We start from the raw sequence: 18,563 nt of genomic DNA, 5'->3' as shown, positions 1-18,563 counted from the left end.
TTAAGTTAGTTACAGATAATATAATAACATTAGTTACTTATTTTTCAAACGTTAATTATGAATAATCTGTGACATGCGTATGAAACATTAAAAACTAACGTTTATATAGTAACTTTTATTACCTGTAAAAACTTGAACATATCATACCACAAGTGATAACCATTTTCATTGAAAAAAATGTGAGTTAAATGTGAAACACGTTTATTCGAATATAGAATAAACGTGTTTCACACTAATTATAGAATCGAAATGTATGTGTCTCCTCATCAATTAAACTCGCTTCTTGAAACGCTTCTTCTAACGTTTTCCCATGGTTAATAACCCCATAAAATAAGCGTATAGTAAACATAAGTGCTGCATTTCCATCTACATAATCAATCGATCCAATATATGATTTCGCACCACTATGTAAAAAAGATTTTGCTAGATTTTGCTCCCCTAACGTACACCCGCTATTTACAATATGTGTATTATGCAATTTTGCATATTTATAAATTTCTTCTGTACCAAAATACCCTCTCGGTTCATCTTGTTCATATACTTCTTCGCCTAACTCTTCCATGACAAACTTCCCTTCTTCACCATGAAAGCAAAAAATAATATAATTAATATTGTTAAATAAGTTCTTTCCAGAAAGAACTTCCACAAAATCTTTCGGTCTACCAATCCAATATGTCACAACCCTTGCACCAAAATATTCAAGAGATGCTCGGATTGATTGCGCCTCTAAATCCGAATTAAAACCAACTACTAATGCAATATTCAACATACAACCCCCATCCTATAATCAGCCCTTATCAATCAGAATTTTATGGGATAAATCCATTTCATATATGCCCGTTTCTTTCAAAAAATCTGATCTAGTTAAAACGACTTTCTGTAAATATTGCCTATATGCTGTAATTGTTCCATCGTGAGATACAATGCAAATTCTTTCAGCACCCAGTTCATAACACCAAAGAAGAAATTCATCTACTATTTGCTGAAAACTATTCTCTGAAATAGTGTTTATACCTTCCTTCCATAACTGATTATTTGAGCTTTTCTCTATCGAAAAATGCGGAAATAACTTTGTTATCATTCCCTGATCTACTATATAATCGCACGGTAATGTTTTCGCTCCTTCTCGATAAGGAAAAATACGTGGGGATACATATGGATGGACTAGTTTTTGACAAGCAACTTTCGCACTCCATATTGTCGCCGTTTGCAAAGTTCTAAGTGTAGGACTAACAATTAATATATCCGCTTCTTGTAATGATATATCACGTTGAAGTAATTTAGCTTGAGCCTTTCCTACTCTCGTCAATGGTGGGTCAAACACTTGTAAACTTTCTGGTAAATCCGTTGTATGTTCACCTTCACCATGCCGAACAAAAACGATTTTCATATTCAGCCTCCTCTTACTATAAAATCCTCACACATATTTCTTCCCTATTGCATTCTTTATTCCTGCTGTATAAAAACCGATATGTAAAAAACATTTGACACTAATCTTTGTAAAATATTACAACATTACATGTAAAATACTTTTTACATCGAAAGGAGAATTACATATATGAAATGGATAATTGTCTTTATTGGAATGATTGTATGGGGATATATAAACGGCTTCTTTAGTAGTGATCAAACTGCTAATCCCTGGATTACAGATGATGAACGTGAAACAAAAATTAAACAAAAAGCAATTACGGCAAGCTGGTCCGGTGTTTTTATGTTTTGTACCATTAGCCTCTTAAATAAATGGTTAGGTTTAAGCACAAACGATAAATCACCGTACTTACCAGACCCTATCGCAGCTATTTTAAAGGAAAATGTAGAGTTACAAGTTTTACTCATGCTATTTGTTATGTATGGAATATTTTACTTACATTATCGAAGAAAATTAAGTGCCTAACTTCTAACTCATGATTATCCTCCTAAATGGTTATAGTAATTAGGACGAAATGAAAGGAGCGATAGAAAAATGAGTAACTCGAATGAATTTTTAGATACACTACATGAAAAACAAGCAAAAGATGAACAAAATAGAAAGCGCCAAGGGAACGGAAACCCAGCGAAAAAAAAGCCAAATAAAACGCATAAATAACAATAAAAAACTGCCTAAAATGATCTTTTAGGCAGTTTTTTATTGTTATTTCACCGAGATGACATTTTCCCAATTCCATTTCTCATAATACCACGCTGGTACATCTATATTTTCAATCCACTTCTTTTCCTGTTTCCCATCTTTATGAGCAAGCCATACATCCGCTTTCTTACGGTCTGAACGTATCCAAATTAATTGATTACTCTTCTTCATGAAGATCGGGTGGTAATCCCCTTGCTTGTTCTTTTTCTTTGTGATTTGATGCTGTGCATTACTTGTACTATCGACCTCATACAAAGATGGTAGTGGCCTTTTTTCTGGTGGAGTTTCTATCCCTGCCTCCTTTGCTCGTGAAACGATAATTACTCTATCGTTCTTCCATACAAAATCCCAATCAACATATCCTTTCGGCGTAAATATGTTCTGCTGAAGTGCTGGCAATTCCTTTACTTTTAAATGCTTATTTTCTAATGCAACTCTTCCGCTCCCTTCAATATAAGCTAATATATTTTTTGATGGTGCCCATTGAAACCATTGTGCGTTTAGTAACATTTGATCTACTTTTTCAAACCGACTGCCATCTGCACGAACTAAGCAAAGCGTATTACTATCAGCTGACCATGAAGCTGTCGGTACTGCTAAAAATGAAATCCACTTTTGATCTGGTGACCACTTAAAGCCACTTGCTACTAGCGCTAGGAAATCATCATGTTCATTTGGCAATGCATACAAATGCTTCATTTTGTGAGGATTCATATGTGCATCTTTTTGCACTTCATATAGCTGAGCCCCTGTCCATCCTGTTGGAAGTAAGTGCGCTTCAGAGGATACAAGAAAGTTCTTTCCATCGGGGTACCATGCATAATCCCCTACACCAGCCGATACATTTTCAAAATCTGCATTCTTTTTTTCTACATCAAATGTATTTAATGTACCTGTAAATATAAATGCAATTATATTTTCTGTTGGTGACCATTGATAATTCGATGCTTCTGAGTGAAACGGCGTAACTTTCTTTCCATCTTTCAGCCGATATAACTCAAGAATATTTTGTTTCTTCCCTTTTACATATGCTAGCCATTCTCCATCATGTGACCACTTTGGCCCTGTTATGTTCTCTCCTTTTGTAAGTTGTTTTTCTTTCCCCTCAACTTTAATCCAAAGATTATGATGACGAATAAAAGCAACTTTCACACTATTATTTTCTGCGCTAGTAATAGTGATAGAACACAAAAACATAAACAACACTACACTACCACTTACTATTAGCCTTTTCATACCATCACTCCATTTCCCTCATAGCATTCCTCACTTTCTTCCTACAATATGTGAAAAATATCGATTCGACATAATCAGAAAAAATTTCCCAAGAAATTTTCAATTCATAGAGGATTGGTATGAATTATGTCAAAAGTATAGTTTAGCCAACATTTATATTTATAAGTTATAACTAAAATGTAAGATTTTATTTCTGAATATTAGCACTTTTTATTAGGGGGAGTATCAATGAAAAAAACTACATCTACACTATTAAGCATGGCGCTTGTCTTTTCTAGTTTTGGAGCTTTAAGCGCTCATGCTGAATCACTACAAAAGGAAAAGCAATTTAGTCCACAATTAAAAACAACGATTGAACAGTGGGGAGAACATAAAATTGCTCAAAATGTTGAAACGAAAACAACAAAAGAAATATCAGTAATTGTAGAATTGCAACACGCACCTCTCGCTGCTCAAAGTAATATTCAGCATGCTCCAGATTTCCAAAATAGTAATGCGCAGTCTTATCATGCTGAGCTAAAAAAAGCACCTGGTATTCCAGTGAGAATGCAATATGAAATTAACGGAAATGGTGTATGGGAACAGGCATTCCTGAACCCTTGGGAGAAAAGCTATGACATTTATTTCAATCGCACTCAATTACAAGAAGGAAAAAATACTATTCACATTGTAGCAACTGATGCAGCTGGCAATACCTCTAATTTAACTATTAATTTAGAAGTGAAATAAAGTGAAACGTTAATCAATGGATATTTCGTTCATCCCCACTGATTTTTAGCCTTCACCAATCGGGGGTTCACGAGCAGTTAGGTTCCCACCTTACTTCTTTACTTCCACTGAATTTTGAGGTAGGAATTTTACTGCACATTAACACGGGATAAAAAATTTTTGTTGACAATTTTTTAAATATAGTTTTATAATACAAAACATAGTTTAGTTGAAGGAATTATATATCGGCTTTGAAGGAATACTAGTAGCGACTTATATCACTGTCTCAGAGAACTGATGGTTGGTGCGAATCAGTACATATACAAGCGTGAATTACAATTCTGGAGCTTCTTTCCCGTAATGCTTTTTATGCATGAAGAGAAAGACGGATCTTTCCGTTATCGTAAAGTGAGTGGTAAACAATTAATTGTTTACAAATAGGGTGGTACCGCGATTTTTATCGTCCCTATCGGATTTTCCGATAGGGACTTTTTTGCGTCCATCCTCTTACACAATTTCATATATACGCGTTGAAAGAATCGCAGTAGTATCTTATATCCCTGTTTCAGAGAGCTAATGGTCGGTGGAAATTAGCACATATATAAGTATGAATTACAATTCTGGAGCTTCTTTTTCGTAGTGCTTTTATGCATGAAGGAAAAGACGGAATTTTTCCGTTATCATTAATTGAGATGTAAGTATATTTTCACTTACAAATAGGGTGGTACCGCGATTCTTTCGCCCCTATCGGATTTTCCGATAGGGGCTTTTTCTATTTCTCACAGAAACAGATGTTAAATAATTCCGAATCTTATGATAAAATTTTAGAAGCGCTTACAAAAATGAAAGGAGGTGATACAAGCTATACGAAATCGATATTCAATTTTATTGAAAAAAAAAGGAGGATGTCTAAATGACAAAGAAAACAGAAATTCCATCGCATTTAAAACCATTTGTATCCACACAACATTATGATCAATACACACCGGTGAATCACGCTGTGTGGCGTTATATTATGAGACAAAATCATAGCTTCTTAAAAGACGTTGCTCATCCAGCCTATGTGAACGGATTACAATCATCTGGTATTAATATAGATGCAATTCCAAAAGTAGAAGAAATGAATGAGTGTTTGGCACCAAGTGGCTGGGGTGCTGTAACGATTGACGGGCTTATTCCTGGCGTAGCCTTCTTCGATTTTCAAGGACACGGATTATTACCAATCGCAACAGATATTCGCAAAGTAGAAAACATCGAGTATACACCTGCTCCAGATATTGTACACGAAGCTGCAGGACACGCACCTATTTTACTTGATCCTACATATGCAAAATATGTGAAACGATTTGGACAAATTGGTGCAAAAGCTTTCTCTACAAAAGAAGAACATGATGCATTCGAAGCTGTTCGTACATTAACAATTGTAAAGGAAAGCCCTACTTCTACTCCTGATGAAGTTACAGCTGCTGAAAATAATGTACTTGAAAAACAAAAGTTAGTTTCTGGCTTATCAGAAGCAGAACAAATTTCACGTCTTTTCTGGTGGACAGTAGAATATGGATTGATCGGAAATATAGATGATCCAAAGATATATGGTGCTGGTCTCCTTTCTTCTGTTGGCGAAAGCAAACATTGCTTAACAGACGCTGTAGAAAAGGTTCCATTTTCTATCGAAGCATGTACAGGGACAACTTATGACGTAACAAAAATGCAACCACAACTATTTGTTTGTGAATCCTTTGAAGAATTAACAGATGCGCTTGAAACATTTTCTAAAACAATGGCCTTTAAAACAGGTGGAAAAGAAGGTTTAGAAAAAGCAATTCGCTCTGAGAACTATGCAACAGCTGAGCTAAATAGTGGATTACAAATTACAGGTACATTTAGCGAGACAATTGAAAACGATGCAGGTGAATTAATTTACATGCGAACAAATTCGCCAACGGCATTAGCGCTTCATAATAAACAGTTAGCGAATCATTCTACTTCTGTACACAGTGACGGATTTGGAACACCGATTGGATTACTTACTGAAAATATTGCATTAGAAAATTGTACAGACGAACAACTACAATCATTAGGAATTAAAATTGGAACTATCGCTGAGTTTACTTTTACAAGTGGTATTCATGTAAAAGGAACAGTAACAGATATTGTGAAAAATGATAAGAAAATTGCTCTTATTTCCTTTATCGATTGCACAGTTACTTATAACGCCCGCGTTTTATTTAATGCTTCATGGGGCGCATTTGATATGGCTGTTGGCTCACAAATCACTTCAGTATTCCCAGGTGCCGCAGATGCTGCAGCATTCTTCCCAATGGATGAAGAAATTCAAGAAATTCCTGCTCCGCTTGTACTGAATGAACTCGAGCGTATGTATCAAACAGTTCGAGATATTCGAAGTGAGGGGATTTTACATGACGCGCATATCGATCAATTAGTAGCAATCCAAGAAGTATTAAATAAATTTTATGCGAAAGAATGGTTGCTGCGCCTTGAAGTATTAGAGTTACTTTTAGAGCATAACAAAGGGCATGAAACATCTGCAGCATTACTACATCAACTTTCTACTTTCACAACTGACGAAGCTGTAACACGCCTTATTAACAATGGTCTTGCGTTACTTCCAATAAAGGATGTGAAAAATGATGCTAAGATTAACTGAAGAAGAAGTTCACGAGGAATTATTGAAGGTAGATAAATGGATGGTAAAAGATGAGAAATGGATTGAACGAAAATATATGTTTTCCGACTACTTAAAAGGAGTCGAATTTGTCTCTGAAGCCGCCAAACTATCAGAAGAACATAATCACCATCCATTTATCCTTATCCAGTATAAAGCAGTTATTATTACTTTGTCATCTTGGAATGCAAAAGGTTTAACGAAACTAGATTTTGAGCTTGCAAAACAATTTGATGAACTATTTTTACAAAACGAAAATGCAATTATAAGAAAATAAAAAAGAGAAGCCTTTTTAGGCTTCTCCTTTTATTTGGAAATGGATACAATGTCCAAATGGATCCTCGACTTGTAATATTCCATCTTTGTACGTAGCAATCTTACCAATATTTTTTAAGCTTTCACATACTTGCTCTTTTTGTTTTTCATCCGCTAATACAATTGTGAAATATTTCAAACCAACAGAACCTGGCATTTGCGGTGGTACCCCTTCACCTTGCCATGTATTTAAACCGATATGGTGATGATAGCCACCTGCTGATACGAACAACGCTCCATTACGAGCTGGGATTGTTACTTCAAAACCAAGACCATCAACATAGAAACGTTTCGCTTCCTCTAAATCAGCTACATGGAAATGAATATGCCCCATCACAGTACCAGCTGGAAATCCACTCCATGTACTTCCTTGCTGCAATAATTCTTCACCAGCTAACGGGTTACTAACAAATGGGAGCTCTCCATTCTCATCACGCCAAACTTCTTTTTGTCGATCATGATAAATTTCAATCCCGTTTCCATCTGGATCAGCTAAATAAAGAGCTTCACTAAAGTAATGATCGGCCCCGCCATGTAGTGGATATACCATTTCTACAAGATGACGAAGAACATTCGCTAAATCCTGCCTACTTGGTAATAAAATTGCGTAATGATATAACCCTGTTCTTCCTCTTTGCTTCGGAAAAGCTTCTTTCTTTTCTTCAATGATAAGAAGTGGTTCATCATTTTCATTCCCAAATGTAACGACTGCTTTTTCTTCTTTTAGCACCTTCATACTTAGTACTTCCGTATAAAACTCTAGTGATTTCTTTACATTAGATACGTATAAATGAACAACATCCAGTGTTGTATCGGGATGAAGTTGAAAACTCATCTTGTTAGCCCCCCATTTAAATTAGTTCTTCTTTGACATTTTTTCTTTTAAGAAATTATCTACAAAACCATCAGCTTTTGCAACAAATAAGTATGCACCCATTGCTAATAATGCAAGTTCTAATTCGAAACCAGGATTTTTTCCATCTCCCAATAAACCAGCTGACCATTTCACTTTTACGATTGCTCCAACCATAACAAGTGCAAATAATAATCCAATATATCTTACACCTAAACCTAGAATTAATAATAGGCCTCCAACTAATTCAAATGTTGCTACACCGTATGCAAGTCCTCCTGGTAAACCAATGCTTGTAAACCACCCTGCAATATTGTCAATTCCTGATTGGAATTTTGTTAAACCGTGCATGAAGAATGTTACCCCTAACACGATACGAATAATTAAGTTACCAATATGTTGATTCATTTCTTTCTCTCCTTTATAGTTTTCTTATACAAAACTTTTATTTACATTACAAAACATACACTAATTTTTTTTATTCGTCAATTCATTTTCACTGGGAAAAAATATATTTTTTTTGCTATGATACAAATAGTTGTTTACAAAAAGGAGCTTGATTTTATGAATATTGGTTCTGCAATACGTGAAATTCGTCAACGTAGGGGCATAACAATCGCACAAATTTGTGAGGGAACAGGTCTTTCTAAAGGATTTATGAGTCAGGTTGAAAATAATAAAACATCACCATCTATCTCAACTTTAGAAACGATCTCCAATTTTTTAAACGTTCCCCTTCCCTATTTATTGTTAGAGCAAAAAGATCGATTAAAAATTGTCAAAAAAGAAGAACGGAAATACAGTGTATACGGCAAAGATGAGCAAAGAATTGAACATGTTGCGGAGCAAGGGGGCCTTCGCCTATCTTTAGTAGAAATCCCTACTGGATTCCCGAAAGAAAACTCACCAAATGCCCATGAAGGGGAAGAATGTCACCTTGTATTACGCGGAAAACTAGAAGTTCAGCACGGTGAAGATATTGCAATTGTAGAAGAAGGTGATTCTTTCTCATGGAATGCATGCGTTCCTCATATTGTTCGTAATATAGGAGAAGAAACTGCATTACTACTCATCTCTAGTTATGCGGAAAATCGAAAACGTGTTTACTAAATAATAAAAAAGAAGCCTGCTAAACAGGCTTCTTTTTTATCCCCTTATAATTCCATAACTTGTCCCCACTAGTACAGTCTTTTCGTGTTGATTGCGATAAACTGACTCGATTGAAACTTTTTTATAGCCTTCCATTTGCTCAACATTTGTTAAAGTTAATTCACAAGTGATCGTATCTCCTGTGAAAACTGGTCTAATAAACTCACTTACTAATTCTCTTGCTATGTAATGTAATTCTTCGCCTACTTTCGTTCCAATGCTAGCAGTCAATAAACCATGGACCATTAATCTTCCATTTTCATCATATTCCACATGGTGTCTACCTTTATCTCCGGTAATATTTGCAAATTCAAACACCTCTTCCTCAGTAAATCTTCTTTCATATTTAAATACATCCCCAACTTTTATACTCATTTTTATCCCCCTAATAATAAACAGAATTTTCTTTTATTTTATCATAAAATGTGCCTCAATCCATTCTCTATTATCAAATCCTCAAAATTACCTCGCTAAACTTTTACTTTTCATTCATTTATCGGTGACCATCTCTTTTCGCGACTTGATATCCATAATACGCACATGTTCCATTTCTCGATAGCTCTCTAACTTCAAATCCACAGCTTCTATAAAAATCAAAATTGTTCGCAGAAGTATGTGCAAACCAGTCACCATGTGGTAGCTTTTGCAAGCAAAGAGCGACAAGTTTCTTACCTAATCCCTTCCCTCTATATTCACATTTCACAACTAAATTTACTATGTTCGCGACCATGATTCCATCAGAAACGACTCTAACCATGGCAATCATCTCTTCTTCATCCCAAATTGTGAATGCCCATGTTGAATTTTCAAATGCTATCGTGAATTTTTCAATTTGCCAAGAAGGGATATTATCATTGCTCCAACCGGCATCTTCAAATAAAGTCTTAATTGCATATGCAGGTACACCATTCGTTCCCTCACGAATAATAAGTCCATTATGATAAATGTACATGTAATCCCCCCTTTATTTTTATATACCATTCTTCAAAAAATGCAATTAACCTTTTTTCATCCAACGCGCCTAATGGAATAAACGAGAACATCCATCCCATGAAATGAAGTTGTTTTCTCATAACTAAGCCCCGTTTTTCTAGCAACAAAGATTGAGGCGGGGTGATCCGGATTAATAAGAGAAATCAATTTATTCATTCTTAACGCTTGGAAGCCATAGTCTCGAAATGCTGCCGCTGCTTCTTTCGCATAGCCTTTTCCCCAATACTGAGGTAATAGCCAATAACCAATTTCAATTTCCTCTTTTCCATCTATCTGCTGCTTTACTAATCCTGCATGACCAATCCGTATTCCCGTTTCCTTTTCAATTAATACAAATAAACCGAGGCCGTTTTTATAGCTAGGAATTACCCACTCCTCCAAACTTTTTTTACATTGCATATATGTTTTTAACTTCCCGTTTCCAATATAGCGCATTACTTTTTCGTTTCCCCATAGTGAAGCGTAGAACTGTAAATCATCCATTGTATATTTACGAATTTGTAAACGGTCTGTATGAAACATTCCTTCACTCCTTTCCACTAATTTATTCTTAATTTCACGATCATATTTTGTATGCACAATAAATGTTACCATTTATTATAAATGAATCAACTACATAACACAGAATATTCAATCTTATAGAAACAAAAAAAGCAGTAGACAAATATTGTCCACTGCATCCATATCATAACTAGCATAAAGAAAACTACAATTGAGGGGGGTGTAGGATTTTCAAATATACTAGATACTTATCCCGTTCTAACGGGCGGTAAACTTTCCAATTGTTTCAAGTGAAAAGTTTACCGCACATAAGAACTTCTTCCGTTCATTAAGATAGTATTGCTAAATAATCATATACACGCTTAGATTTCTCTCCACCCATTCGTGCATGTTGAAGAAGAGAAATACCATGAGGACCAGATGCACGCAATGCTTCTGGTTGAGCTACTAAAATAGCTTGTACAACTTCTAATTCACCAAGCATAGCTGCTGCAAAAATATCCATCCGAGCACCCTTTTCTAGTAAATAAAGAGCAATATCTTTACGACCTACATGTGCCGATGCGCCTAACGCACTTTCCCAATCTGATCCACCCCAATTATAAGAGGCGTGAAGTAAGCTTGGTGATTCAACCAATAGCTCTTGTACTTTCTCTAAATCCCCGTGAGCTGCCATAACAAATTCTCTTACTAATTCAATGGTAATACGCTCTTCTGCTTGCATCGCTCTTCTCCCCTTTTAGAAATTCGTTTCGGTGTAAAAAAAGGCTTGTCACTTCCCTGAAAAATATCTACATCTATGCCAAACACATGTTGAAACATTTCATGGCATAGTACTTCTTCTGGTATACCATCATACTGAATTTTTCCTCGCTTTAATACAAGTAAACGATCGCTATATTGAGCAGCTTGGTTAATGTCATGCAAAACCATTATAATTGTCATTCCAAACTCCTCATTTAATCGTTTAACAAGTTCCATTACTTCCAACTGGTGAACGATATCTAAAAAGGTTGTTGGTTCATCCAATAATAAGACATTTGTACGTTGCGCTAGCGTCATCGCAATCCAAGCACGTTGCCGTTCCCCTCCTGATAAAGAATGTAAAAGACGATATTCATACCCTTCAAGATTTGTAACAGACAATGCCCAATCAACAATTTCTTCATCTTCTTTATTTAAGTGGCTACTCCATGATTTATGTGGACCTCTTCCGAACTCAATTAGTTCTTTCACTGTTAAATCTAATTGATGATCATGCATTTGTGGTAACATTGCTAATTGCTTCGCTACATCAGCACTCTTCATCATATGAATATTTTTCCCATCTAAAATGATGTCCCCTTCGCTTTGTTTCAGTAGCCTTGCTATTAAACGAAGCAAAGTAGATTTTCCCGATCCATTCGGACCAATTAAACTAACGATTTCTCCAACCTTAATATGTACATTCATATTTTGCATTTGAAATCTTTCAGAGTGTGCGTAAAACACTTTGTTAACGGAAATCACTTTGTTTTCCTCCTCTATGAATTAAATATAAGAAGAACGGACCACCTAAGAAGGACAGTAAAATACCAACAGGCAATTCGATTGGGTCAAACCAACTTCGAGCTATTGCATCCGCAAAAACAAGTAATACCCCGCCGCCAAGGCATGATAAAGGTAGCAAATATCTATAATCATTTCCAACTAATAAACGTAGCATATGTGGTACGACAAGACCGACAAATCCAATAAGACCAGACACACTTACTGCAATTCCAGCTAATAATGTACTTACTACGATTAAATAAAACCGACTTTTTTCCACGTTATGTCCTAATAACTTTGCCATTTCATCTCCAAGCATTAACACTCGAATATGCTTAATACCAAAGAAAGCTAATATAATGGCGAATATTGCATAATAAATAATCATGTTTAAATGTGCCCAACTTACACCACCAATACCGCCCGCTAGCCACGGTAACACCGATTGTACTTTGTCACTATGTAATAACATTAATGCTGACGTTGCTGCACCAATTAATGCATTGATCGACACCCCTACTAAGACGATTCTTGAAGGTGGTGCCCCTTTTTGCCATGATAAAGCATAAATAACCATTGCTGTTATGAAAGCTCCTAAAAACGCCCCTAGTGGTAAAAAAGCTAGATGCTGTGGGAATAAAATCATGATGACAATTGCTACAAGGCCTGCCCCAGATGAAACTCCGATAATACCAGGATCTGCAAGAGGGTTTCTCATAACCCCTTGTAGCAGTGTACCAGATGCAGCTAAACATGTTCCTACTATAAACCCAATGAGCACTCTCGGTATGCGAAGATCCCATACAATTCGATGAACTGTCGAACCTTCCTCTTGTATACCTGTTAAAATATCTCGTACAGAAAAGGATAAACTTCCTGCGAAGAGACCGTAAAAGAGACCTAGGATTGTTAATACAACTAAAGTAACTGCTATTATCCATCTTTTTTTCGCAAAAGGATGTTCCTTTTCTCTTACTACTTCACTACTTTCCATACGTATCATTTCCTTACATCTTGTATACTTTTATACATAAAGTCCATTGCTTCTGTAACTTTTGTACCAGGATTAGATCCAAATAAATCAGGTGGCAAAATAACTACGCGGTTTTGTTTTACTGCCTCTAAATTTTTCCACGCTTCATTTTTCATCATTTCGCCTTCAAATGCTTTTTTCACACTTTTTGGATCTCCGTGTGTAATTAAATAAATGACATCTGGATTCGCCTCAATAATACGTTCTACACTTAGCTGTGCATATTGCGGATATTCTTTCGTTTCTGGAAAATCAGAAGCAATATTTTTTCCGCCTGTTTTTTCTAAAATATCACCTGATAAAGATGTTGGTAATGCCGCTAAATAAGTTCCTGGTGCGCCATACACTAGCAATGCTTTCACATCGCTTTTTTTCTCATATTTCTTCATTTGATCATTCATTTTTTGATTAATTTCTTTTGCTTTATCTTCTTTCTTCATTACCGTTCCATATAATTCAATATTCTTTTGAATATCTTGTACAGAATTCGCAGAAGAAATGATAACTTGCGTTCCTTGTCCTTCAACCGTTGGCACATTCTTTTGGAATCCATTGTTAGCAACAAGTACATCGGGCTTCAAACTAGCAATTTGCTCAAAATTCGGTTGATGTGCATTCCCAATTACTTGTGCTTTCTTTAACTCCTCTGGAAGAGTTAATTTCGTATCCGGGCGACCTACTATTTTTCCACCTAAAGCATGAATAATATCCATGTCCCCCATACTTAATGTTGCAAAACTTTCTGGCACTTTATCGAATGTTACCTTTCTTCCTGATAGGTCGGTAATTTCGATTTTCTCTTTTCCTTTTTCTGTTTTGGTTGCAGACGCTTTTTCGTCCCCTTTGGCACTGCAACCTATTAACAAGAAAAAAATAGATAAAATCGCTGTAAATAGCGTAATAGATTTCTTCATTTCTTCACCTCTAATTGATAATGATAATCATTAACTACTATTATACTTTAATTGATAAGGATTATCATTGTCAACACGAAACACATATATTTTCCTACAAAAAACAAAAAGCGCGACAAAAAGATTTTTTCTTTTCGCTGCGCTCTAGTTAACAATATTATTCACATTCATTTTCCTCTAGCTGGTCACGCATCACTTTCACACGCTGAAAGAAAAAGAACGATAAGCTTAAAAATATAACGATGCTCCCCATCATAACAAAAAATTGGATTGTCTCTTTTGCTCCACTCGGAATCAATAAGCCAACCATTAACAATGTACTTACAGCGAGAAGCATTTGTCCAAACCGAGTATAATCTTCTATTTTTCCTTTTAATTCTTTCATTATATTCTCACTCCTCCATTTCACTGTATCATATTCTATGAAACTGAAAGACCAGTAAATACAGCCATTCTGGGAGATGTTTTCCAATAAAAAAAGAGCCGCTTTTACTGCGGCTCTTTTTTTATCATTATTCACCTTTATATGCTTCCATATAAATTTCTTTCAGCTCTGAAATAAGCGGTAACTTTGGATTAGCAGTTGTACATTGATCTTCAAAAGCTCTTTCTGCTAATACTCCAACAACCTCTTCAAATTGCTCTTTATCGACTCCTTGTCCCGCAATACTCATATTAATATTTAAGCTTTTTCCAAGCTCAATAATTGCTCGGACGAGTGATTCCACCCCTTCTGCTGCCGAACTTGCTGGAAGCCCGAGCATTCTCGCTATATGTGCATATCTTTCATCTGCCACAAAGTGCTCATATTTTGGGAACAATGCGTGTTTTCTTGGCTTAATAGCATTATAGCGGACTACGTGCGGCATTAGAATGGCATTTGCGCGTCCGTGCGGAATATGGAATTCTGGTCCAATCTTATGTGCTAAGCTGTGATTAATACCGAGGAAAGCATTTGCAAATGCCATCCCTGCAATTGCAGAAGCGTTATGCATTTTTTCTCTTGCTTCTTCATCATTTCCATCTTTATATGCTCTCGGTAAATATTTGAATACGAGATCAATAGCTTTTAATGCTAATCCATCTGTATAGTCATTTGCCATAACAGACACATACGCCTCAATTGCATGTGTTAAAACATCCATACCAGTATCTGCTGTTACATGTGGTGGTACTGTCATTACAAATTGTGGATCAACAATTGCTACATCTGGTGTTAATTCATAATCTGCGAGCGGATACTTTATATTATTTTTCTTATCTGTAATAACCGCAAATGGTGTCACTTCTGATCCCGTTCCTGATGTCGTTGGAATCGCAACAAACTGCGCCTTATTTCCTAATTCCGGATATTTACATGTACGTTTTCTTATATCTAAAAATTTCTGTTTAATACCATAGAATGTCGTTTCTGGATGCTCATAGAATAACCACATTCCTTTTGCTGCATCCATAGCTGAACCACCACCAAGTGCGATAATTACATCTGGCTTAAAGCTTTTCATCATTTCCGCACCTTTGAAAACAGTTTCATCTGATGGATCTGGTTCGACCTCAAAGAAAACTTCAACTTTCACATCATTTGCATTCTTGTTTAAATAGTGCGCGACTGTATCGACATAGCCATGTTCAACCATTCCGGAGTCCGTTACAATAAATGCACGTGAAATGTTAGGCATATTTGCTAAATAAGCTGTAGCATGTTTTTCAAAATAAATTTTTGGTGGCAGTTTGAACCACTGCATATTCTTTTTTCTATTTGCCAGCCTTTTTATATTTAATAAATGAGTCGCTGTTACATTTTGGGAAACTGAATTCTTTCCGTATGAACCACAACCAAGTGTAAGTGATGGAATAAATCCATTATATATATCCCCTATTCCACCTTGTGATGAAGGTGCATTTACAATGAGACGGCAAGCTTTCATACGTAACCCAAATTGCTTTTGCACATCTTTATTTGTAGAATGGATAACTGCTGAATGTCCTAAACCACCGAGGTTCAACATTTCTTCGCAATATGTAAATCCTTCTTCTAATGAATTTGCCTTCACACAAGCTAATACTGGACTCAGTTTCTCACGGGATAACGGATATGCTGCTCCGATACCTTGAATTTCAGCTACAAGCATTTTTGTATGTCCAGGAACAGTGATCCCAACTAAATCGGCAATATACTGTGCTGATTTCCCTACAATATCACTATTTACTGCACATGTATTTTCATTTATAACGAGCTTTTCTAATTTTTTTCTTTCTTCTTCTGTTACAAAGTAACAACTGTTTTCAATCATTTCTGTTTTAACATCATCATAAATTTCTTTATCGACAATGATTGCTTGTTCCGATGCACAAATCATACCGTTATCAAATGTTTTTGATAAAATTAAATCATTAACAGCTCGTTTTACATGTGCTGATTTTTCTATATAACACGGTACATTACCAGGACCAACGCCTAACGCTGGTTTTCCAGTAGAGTAAGCTGATTTCACCATACCAGCGCCTCCAGTTGCTAGAACGAGTGCTACACCATCATGGTTCATCAATTGTTTCGTCGCTTCAACAGACGGTCTTTCAATCCATTGAATACAGTGTTTTGGTGCACCAGCTTTCATCGCTGCATCATATACGGTTTTCGCTGCTGCCACAGAACATTTTTGTGCGGAAGGATGAAATGCGAAAATAATTGGATTTCTTGTTTTTATCGCAATTAACGCTTTAAACATTGTTGTCGACGTTGGATTCGTTACTGGTGTTACTCCAGCTACTACACCGACAGGTTCCGCGATTTCTATTATTTCTTCATGAGGATCTTCGTGAATAATCCCTACCGTTTTATCTTGCTTTATACTATGCCAAATATATTCAGTGGCAAAAATATTTTTAATGCATTTGTCTTCATATACACCACGGCCAGTTTCTTCAACTGCCAATTTCGCTAGCGGCATATGTTGATCAACACCTGCTAATGCCATTTCATGAACAATGTTGTCAATTTCCTCTTGTGTAAAACTTTCTAATGCTTGTAAAGCTTGTTGACCATTATTTACTAGCGTATCAATCATCTTTTTTACTTCCTGCATTTCATTTACAACTTTCTCTTTGACTACCATGTGAATTTCCTCCTATTCTACTATTACGGTCCTTATATGTCCCTGTAGGTCAAAATAAGTCCCAATTAACACAAAAAAATAGAGATGCTTTCCTACATGAATTTCATTGTTTGTGAAAAGTTTCACAAGTTTGTTCGTGAGTAACGTTTCCTGAATTCAATATACATGAAATCATTTCGTTTGTGTATGTCTATTTTGTGAAATATTTCACAAAAAGACGTAATAAAAAAACGCACTGCTAATATAGAGCAGTGCATTTTTTATTATGCTAGCGCTTGTGCTAAATCTTCAATTAAATCTTCACCATCTTCAATACCGACAGAAATACGAATTAATGTATCTGTAATTCCTAATTCTTTGCGGCGATCAGCCGGGATTGATGCATGTGTCATTTGAGATGGAATAGAAATTAAACTTTCTACCGCTCCTAAGCTTTCAGCAAGTGTAAAGTATTGTAGTTTCTCAAGTACTTTATTTAATGTTTCTTCACTATCTACATCAAATGAGATAATAGCACCAAACCCGTTTGCTTGTTCTGTTGCTAATTCGTGATTTTGATGTGATTCAAGACCTGGGTAATATACTTTATTTACTTTTGGATGATTATTTAAGAACTCAGCAATAGCACGTGAATTCGTTTCATGTTCTTCCATACGAATTCCTAATGTTTTTAAACCGCGAAGTAGTAAGAAGCTATCTTGTGGCCCAAGAATACCTCCTGTTGAGTTTTGTACAAAGTGAAGATCTTCTGCTAGTTGTGGGCTATTTACAACTACTAAACCTGCAACTACATCACTATGACCTCCTAAATATTTCGTTGCACTATGAAGCACAATATCTGCTCCTAAAGAAATCGGCGACTGCCAATATGGCGTCATGAATGTGTTATCAATAATTGTTAATAGGTCTTTCTCTTTAGCAAGAGTAGATATTTTCTTAATATCAGTAATTTTTAGTAGTGGGTTCGTTGGTGTTTCCACATAAATTGCTTTCGTATTTGGACGAATCGCTTCTTCAACTTCCTCTAAGTTTGTTGTATCTACAAATGTATGCTCAATACCGAAACGGTTTAATACTTTCGTAATAACGCGGTATGTTCCGCCATAAACATCATCTGTTAAAATAACGTGGTCACCTTTTGAGAACAACATAATTGTCGCTGTAATAGCAGCCATTCCTGAACCAAATGCAAATCCAGCATGCCCATTTTCTAATACAGCAATCATTTCTTCTAAAGCTGCACGTGTTGGGTTACCTGTACGTGAATATTCATATCCTTGATGCTTACCAACTGCTTCTTGTTTGTACGTACTTGTTTGATAAATCGGTACGTTTACAGATCCAGTTGAAGGTTCTCCTATGCGAATACCATGAATTAACTTTGTCTTTGCTCTCATT

The 18,563-nt window shown here is 35.8% G+C and carries 20 protein-coding genes, 1 pseudogene and 2 other annotated features; of the genes and pseudogenes, 6 read left to right on the top strand and 15 right to left on the bottom strand.

Annotated features, from left to right (window positions below):
• Positions 1–232 precede the first annotated feature (232 nt).
• The gene (locus tag B9A45_RS07565) at positions 233–769 is read right to left on the bottom strand and encodes a hypothetical protein (RefSeq protein ID WP_000931929.1); all 537 of its coding nucleotides are present in this window, start codon (positions 767–769) and stop codon (positions 233–235) included.
• 18 nt (positions 770–787) lie between these two features.
• Entirely contained in the window at positions 788–1,390 is a 603-nt protein-coding gene (locus B9A45_RS07560) for a histidine phosphatase family protein (RefSeq protein ID WP_000706246.1), read from the bottom strand.
• A 168-nt stretch (positions 1,391–1,558) separates the two neighbouring features.
• Here B9A45_RS07560 and B9A45_RS07555 point away from each other — a divergent pair, with 168 nt between their 5' ends.
• Together B9A45_RS07555 and B9A45_RS07550 are read left to right on the top strand one after the other, a co-directional pair.
• Positions 1,559–1,897: a hypothetical protein gene (locus B9A45_RS07555; protein WP_000871153.1), complete on the top strand. Its 339-nt coding sequence runs from the start codon at positions 1,559–1,561 to the stop codon at positions 1,895–1,897.
• Between the two features lie 69 nt (positions 1,898–1,966).
• Positions 1,967–2,089 carry a DUF4023 domain-containing protein gene (locus B9A45_RS07550; RefSeq protein ID WP_000071866.1) on the top strand — a complete coding sequence of 41 codons (123 nt, stop codon included), beginning with the start codon at positions 1,967–1,969 and terminating at the stop codon, positions 2,087–2,089.
• Between the two features lie 45 nt (positions 2,090–2,134).
• Here the strand turns inward: B9A45_RS07550 and B9A45_RS07545 are convergent, their stop codons facing one another.
• Positions 2,135–3,367, bottom strand: coding sequence for a TolB family protein (locus B9A45_RS07545; protein WP_000825724.1), 1,233 nt, complete (start codon positions 3,365–3,367; stop codon positions 2,135–2,137).
• Between the two features lie 228 nt (positions 3,368–3,595).
• Between B9A45_RS07545 and B9A45_RS07540 the strand changes: the two are divergent.
• The 3 genes and pseudogenes from B9A45_RS07540 to B9A45_RS07530 form a co-directional block, all read left to right on the top strand.
• Positions 3,596–4,003, top strand: a pseudogene (locus B9A45_RS07540) (serine protease); the annotation flags it as partial.
• Positions 4,004–4,317: 314 nt separating this feature from the next.
• Positions 4,318–4,546: a binding site (T-box leader), on the top strand.
• A gap of 50 nt (positions 4,547–4,596) precedes the next feature.
• Positions 4,597–4,824 (top strand) — a binding site (T-box leader).
• Between the two features lie 164 nt (positions 4,825–4,988).
• Positions 4,989–6,743: an aromatic amino acid hydroxylase gene (locus B9A45_RS07535; RefSeq protein ID WP_084063967.1), complete on the top strand. Its 1,755-nt coding sequence runs from the start codon at positions 4,989–4,991 to the stop codon at positions 6,741–6,743.
• Positions 6,724–7,038, top strand: a complete 315-nt coding sequence (locus B9A45_RS07530; protein WP_000979538.1) for a 4a-hydroxytetrahydrobiopterin dehydratase — start codon at positions 6,724–6,726, stop codon at positions 7,036–7,038. Before B9A45_RS07535 ends, B9A45_RS07530 begins: the two co-directional genes overlap by 20 nt.
• A gap of 15 nt (positions 7,039–7,053) precedes the next feature.
• On the opposite strand, the gene B9A45_RS07525 is transcribed toward B9A45_RS07530, so the two are convergent.
• Positions 7,054–7,911, bottom strand: a complete 858-nt coding sequence (locus tag B9A45_RS07525; RefSeq protein ID WP_000009844.1) for a VOC family protein — start codon at positions 7,909–7,911, stop codon at positions 7,054–7,056.
• A 21-nt stretch (positions 7,912–7,932) separates the two neighbouring features.
• A complete protein-coding gene (locus tag B9A45_RS07520) occupies positions 7,933–8,337 on the bottom strand; it encodes a DoxX family protein (RefSeq protein WP_001071553.1) in 405 nt (134 codons plus the stop codon).
• A 156-nt stretch (positions 8,338–8,493) separates the two neighbouring features.
• Between B9A45_RS07520 and B9A45_RS07515 the strand changes: the two genes are divergently transcribed.
• Complete coding sequence (locus tag B9A45_RS07515) at positions 8,494–9,039, top strand: helix-turn-helix domain-containing protein (protein WP_001020693.1); 546 nt, start codon at positions 8,494–8,496, stop codon at positions 9,037–9,039.
• A 36-nt stretch (positions 9,040–9,075) separates the two neighbouring features.
• Here B9A45_RS07515 and B9A45_RS07510 read toward each other — a convergent pair whose 3' ends face one another.
• From B9A45_RS07510 to B9A45_RS07460, 10 genes are all read right to left on the bottom strand, one after another.
• Entirely contained in the window at positions 9,076–9,453 is a 378-nt protein-coding gene (locus B9A45_RS07510; protein ID WP_000025015.1) for a hotdog family protein, read from the bottom strand.
• 118 nt (positions 9,454–9,571) lie between these two features.
• Complete coding sequence (locus tag B9A45_RS07505) at positions 9,572–10,030, bottom strand: GNAT family N-acetyltransferase (RefSeq protein WP_000276118.1); 459 nt, start codon at positions 10,028–10,030, stop codon at positions 9,572–9,574.
• A gap of 56 nt (positions 10,031–10,086) precedes the next feature.
• On the bottom strand, positions 10,087–10,665 hold the full coding sequence (locus B9A45_RS07500) for a GNAT family N-acetyltransferase (protein WP_002132649.1): 579 nt from the start codon (positions 10,663–10,665) through the stop codon (positions 10,087–10,089).
• Positions 10,666–10,900: 235 nt separating this feature from the next.
• On the bottom strand, positions 10,901–11,296 hold the full coding sequence (locus tag B9A45_RS07495) for an ankyrin repeat domain-containing protein (RefSeq protein WP_001147403.1): 396 nt from the start codon (positions 11,294–11,296) through the stop codon (positions 10,901–10,903).
• A complete protein-coding gene (locus B9A45_RS07490; RefSeq protein WP_000626551.1) occupies positions 11,263–12,081 on the bottom strand; it encodes an ABC transporter ATP-binding protein in 819 nt (272 codons plus the stop codon). Before B9A45_RS07490 ends, B9A45_RS07495 begins: the two co-directional genes overlap by 34 nt.
• Positions 12,068–13,096 carry a FecCD family ABC transporter permease gene (locus tag B9A45_RS07485; protein WP_002101338.1) on the bottom strand — a complete coding sequence of 343 codons (1,029 nt, stop codon included), beginning with the start codon at positions 13,094–13,096 and terminating at the stop codon, positions 12,068–12,070. Before B9A45_RS07485 ends, B9A45_RS07490 begins: the two co-directional genes overlap by 14 nt.
• A gap of 5 nt (positions 13,097–13,101) precedes the next feature.
• A complete protein-coding gene (locus tag B9A45_RS07480) occupies positions 13,102–14,049 on the bottom strand; it encodes an ABC transporter substrate-binding protein (RefSeq protein WP_000748457.1) in 948 nt (315 codons plus the stop codon).
• 157 nt (positions 14,050–14,206) lie between these two features.
• Complete coding sequence (locus B9A45_RS07470) at positions 14,207–14,434, bottom strand: YrhC family protein (protein WP_000661265.1); 228 nt, start codon at positions 14,432–14,434, stop codon at positions 14,207–14,209.
• A gap of 127 nt (positions 14,435–14,561) precedes the next feature.
• Positions 14,562–17,165, bottom strand: coding sequence for a bifunctional acetaldehyde-CoA/alcohol dehydrogenase (gene adhE / locus B9A45_RS07465; RefSeq protein ID WP_000260502.1), 2,604 nt, complete (start codon positions 17,163–17,165; stop codon positions 14,562–14,564).
• 263 nt (positions 17,166–17,428) lie between these two features.
• On the bottom strand, positions 17,429–18,562 hold the full coding sequence (locus B9A45_RS07460; RefSeq protein WP_001201908.1) for a bifunctional cystathionine gamma-lyase/homocysteine desulfhydrase: 1,134 nt from the start codon (positions 18,560–18,562) through the stop codon (positions 17,429–17,431).
• Position 18,563 lies beyond the last annotated feature (1 nt).

The organism is Bacillus sp. JKS001846, from assembly GCF_900176455.1.
GTDB lineage: Bacteria > Bacillota > Bacilli > Bacillales > Bacillaceae_G > Bacillus_A > Bacillus_A cereus.
The sequence above is the reverse complement of the archived record's forward strand: the minus strand, read 5'-3'. Positions and strand labels throughout refer to the sequence as shown.

Excerpts from the sequence above, each read along its gene's own strand:
- B9A45_RS07565 (WP_000931929.1), bottom strand. The coding sequence starts at position 769 with ATGTTGAATATTGCATTAGTAGTTGGTTTTAATTCGGATTTAGAGGCG.
- B9A45_RS07555 (WP_000871153.1), top strand. The coding sequence starts at position 1,559 with ATGAAATGGATAATTGTCTTTATTGGAATGATTGTATGGGGATATATA.
- B9A45_RS07500 (WP_002132649.1), bottom strand. The coding sequence starts at position 10,665 with ATGGTAACATTTATTGTGCATACAAAATATGATCGTGAAATTAAGAAT.
- B9A45_RS07510 (WP_000025015.1), bottom strand. The coding sequence starts at position 9,453 with ATGAGTATAAAAGTTGGGGATGTATTTAAATATGAAAGAAGATTTACT.
- B9A45_RS07505 (WP_000276118.1), bottom strand. The coding sequence starts at position 10,030 with ATGTACATTTATCATAATGGACTTATTATTCGTGAGGGAACGAATGGT.
- B9A45_RS07530 (WP_000979538.1), top strand. The coding sequence starts at position 6,724 with ATGATGCTAAGATTAACTGAAGAAGAAGTTCACGAGGAATTATTGAAG.
- B9A45_RS07495 (WP_001147403.1), bottom strand. The coding sequence starts at position 11,296 with ATGCAAGCAGAAGAGCGTATTACCATTGAATTAGTAAGAGAATTTGTT.
- B9A45_RS07485 (WP_002101338.1), bottom strand. The coding sequence starts at position 13,096 with ATGGAAAGTAGTGAAGTAGTAAGAGAAAAGGAACATCCTTTTGCGAAA.
- B9A45_RS07545 (WP_000825724.1), bottom strand. The coding sequence starts at position 3,367 with ATGAAAAGGCTAATAGTAAGTGGTAGTGTAGTGTTGTTTATGTTTTTG.
- B9A45_RS07480 (WP_000748457.1), bottom strand. The coding sequence starts at position 14,049 with ATGAAGAAATCTATTACGCTATTTACAGCGATTTTATCTATTTTTTTC.
- B9A45_RS07470 (WP_000661265.1), bottom strand. The coding sequence starts at position 14,434 with ATGAAAGAATTAAAAGGAAAAATAGAAGATTATACTCGGTTTGGACAA.
- B9A45_RS07550 (WP_000071866.1), top strand. The coding sequence starts at position 1,967 with ATGAGTAACTCGAATGAATTTTTAGATACACTACATGAAAAACAAGCA.
- B9A45_RS07520 (WP_001071553.1), bottom strand. The coding sequence starts at position 8,337 with ATGAATCAACATATTGGTAACTTAATTATTCGTATCGTGTTAGGGGTA.
- B9A45_RS07515 (WP_001020693.1), top strand. The coding sequence starts at position 8,494 with ATGAATATTGGTTCTGCAATACGTGAAATTCGTCAACGTAGGGGCATA.
- B9A45_RS07460 (WP_001201908.1), bottom strand. The coding sequence starts at position 18,562 with ATGAGAGCAAAGACAAAGTTAATTCATGGTATTCGCATAGGAGAACCT.
- B9A45_RS07560 (WP_000706246.1), bottom strand. The coding sequence starts at position 1,390 with ATGAAAATCGTTTTTGTTCGGCATGGTGAAGGTGAACATACAACGGAT.
- adhE (WP_000260502.1), bottom strand. The coding sequence starts at position 17,165 with ATGGTAGTCAAAGAGAAAGTTGTAAATGAAATGCAGGAAGTAAAAAAG.
- B9A45_RS07535 (WP_084063967.1), top strand. The coding sequence starts at position 4,989 with ATGACAAAGAAAACAGAAATTCCATCGCATTTAAAACCATTTGTATCC.
- B9A45_RS07525 (WP_000009844.1), bottom strand. The coding sequence starts at position 7,911 with ATGAGTTTTCAACTTCATCCCGATACAACACTGGATGTTGTTCATTTA.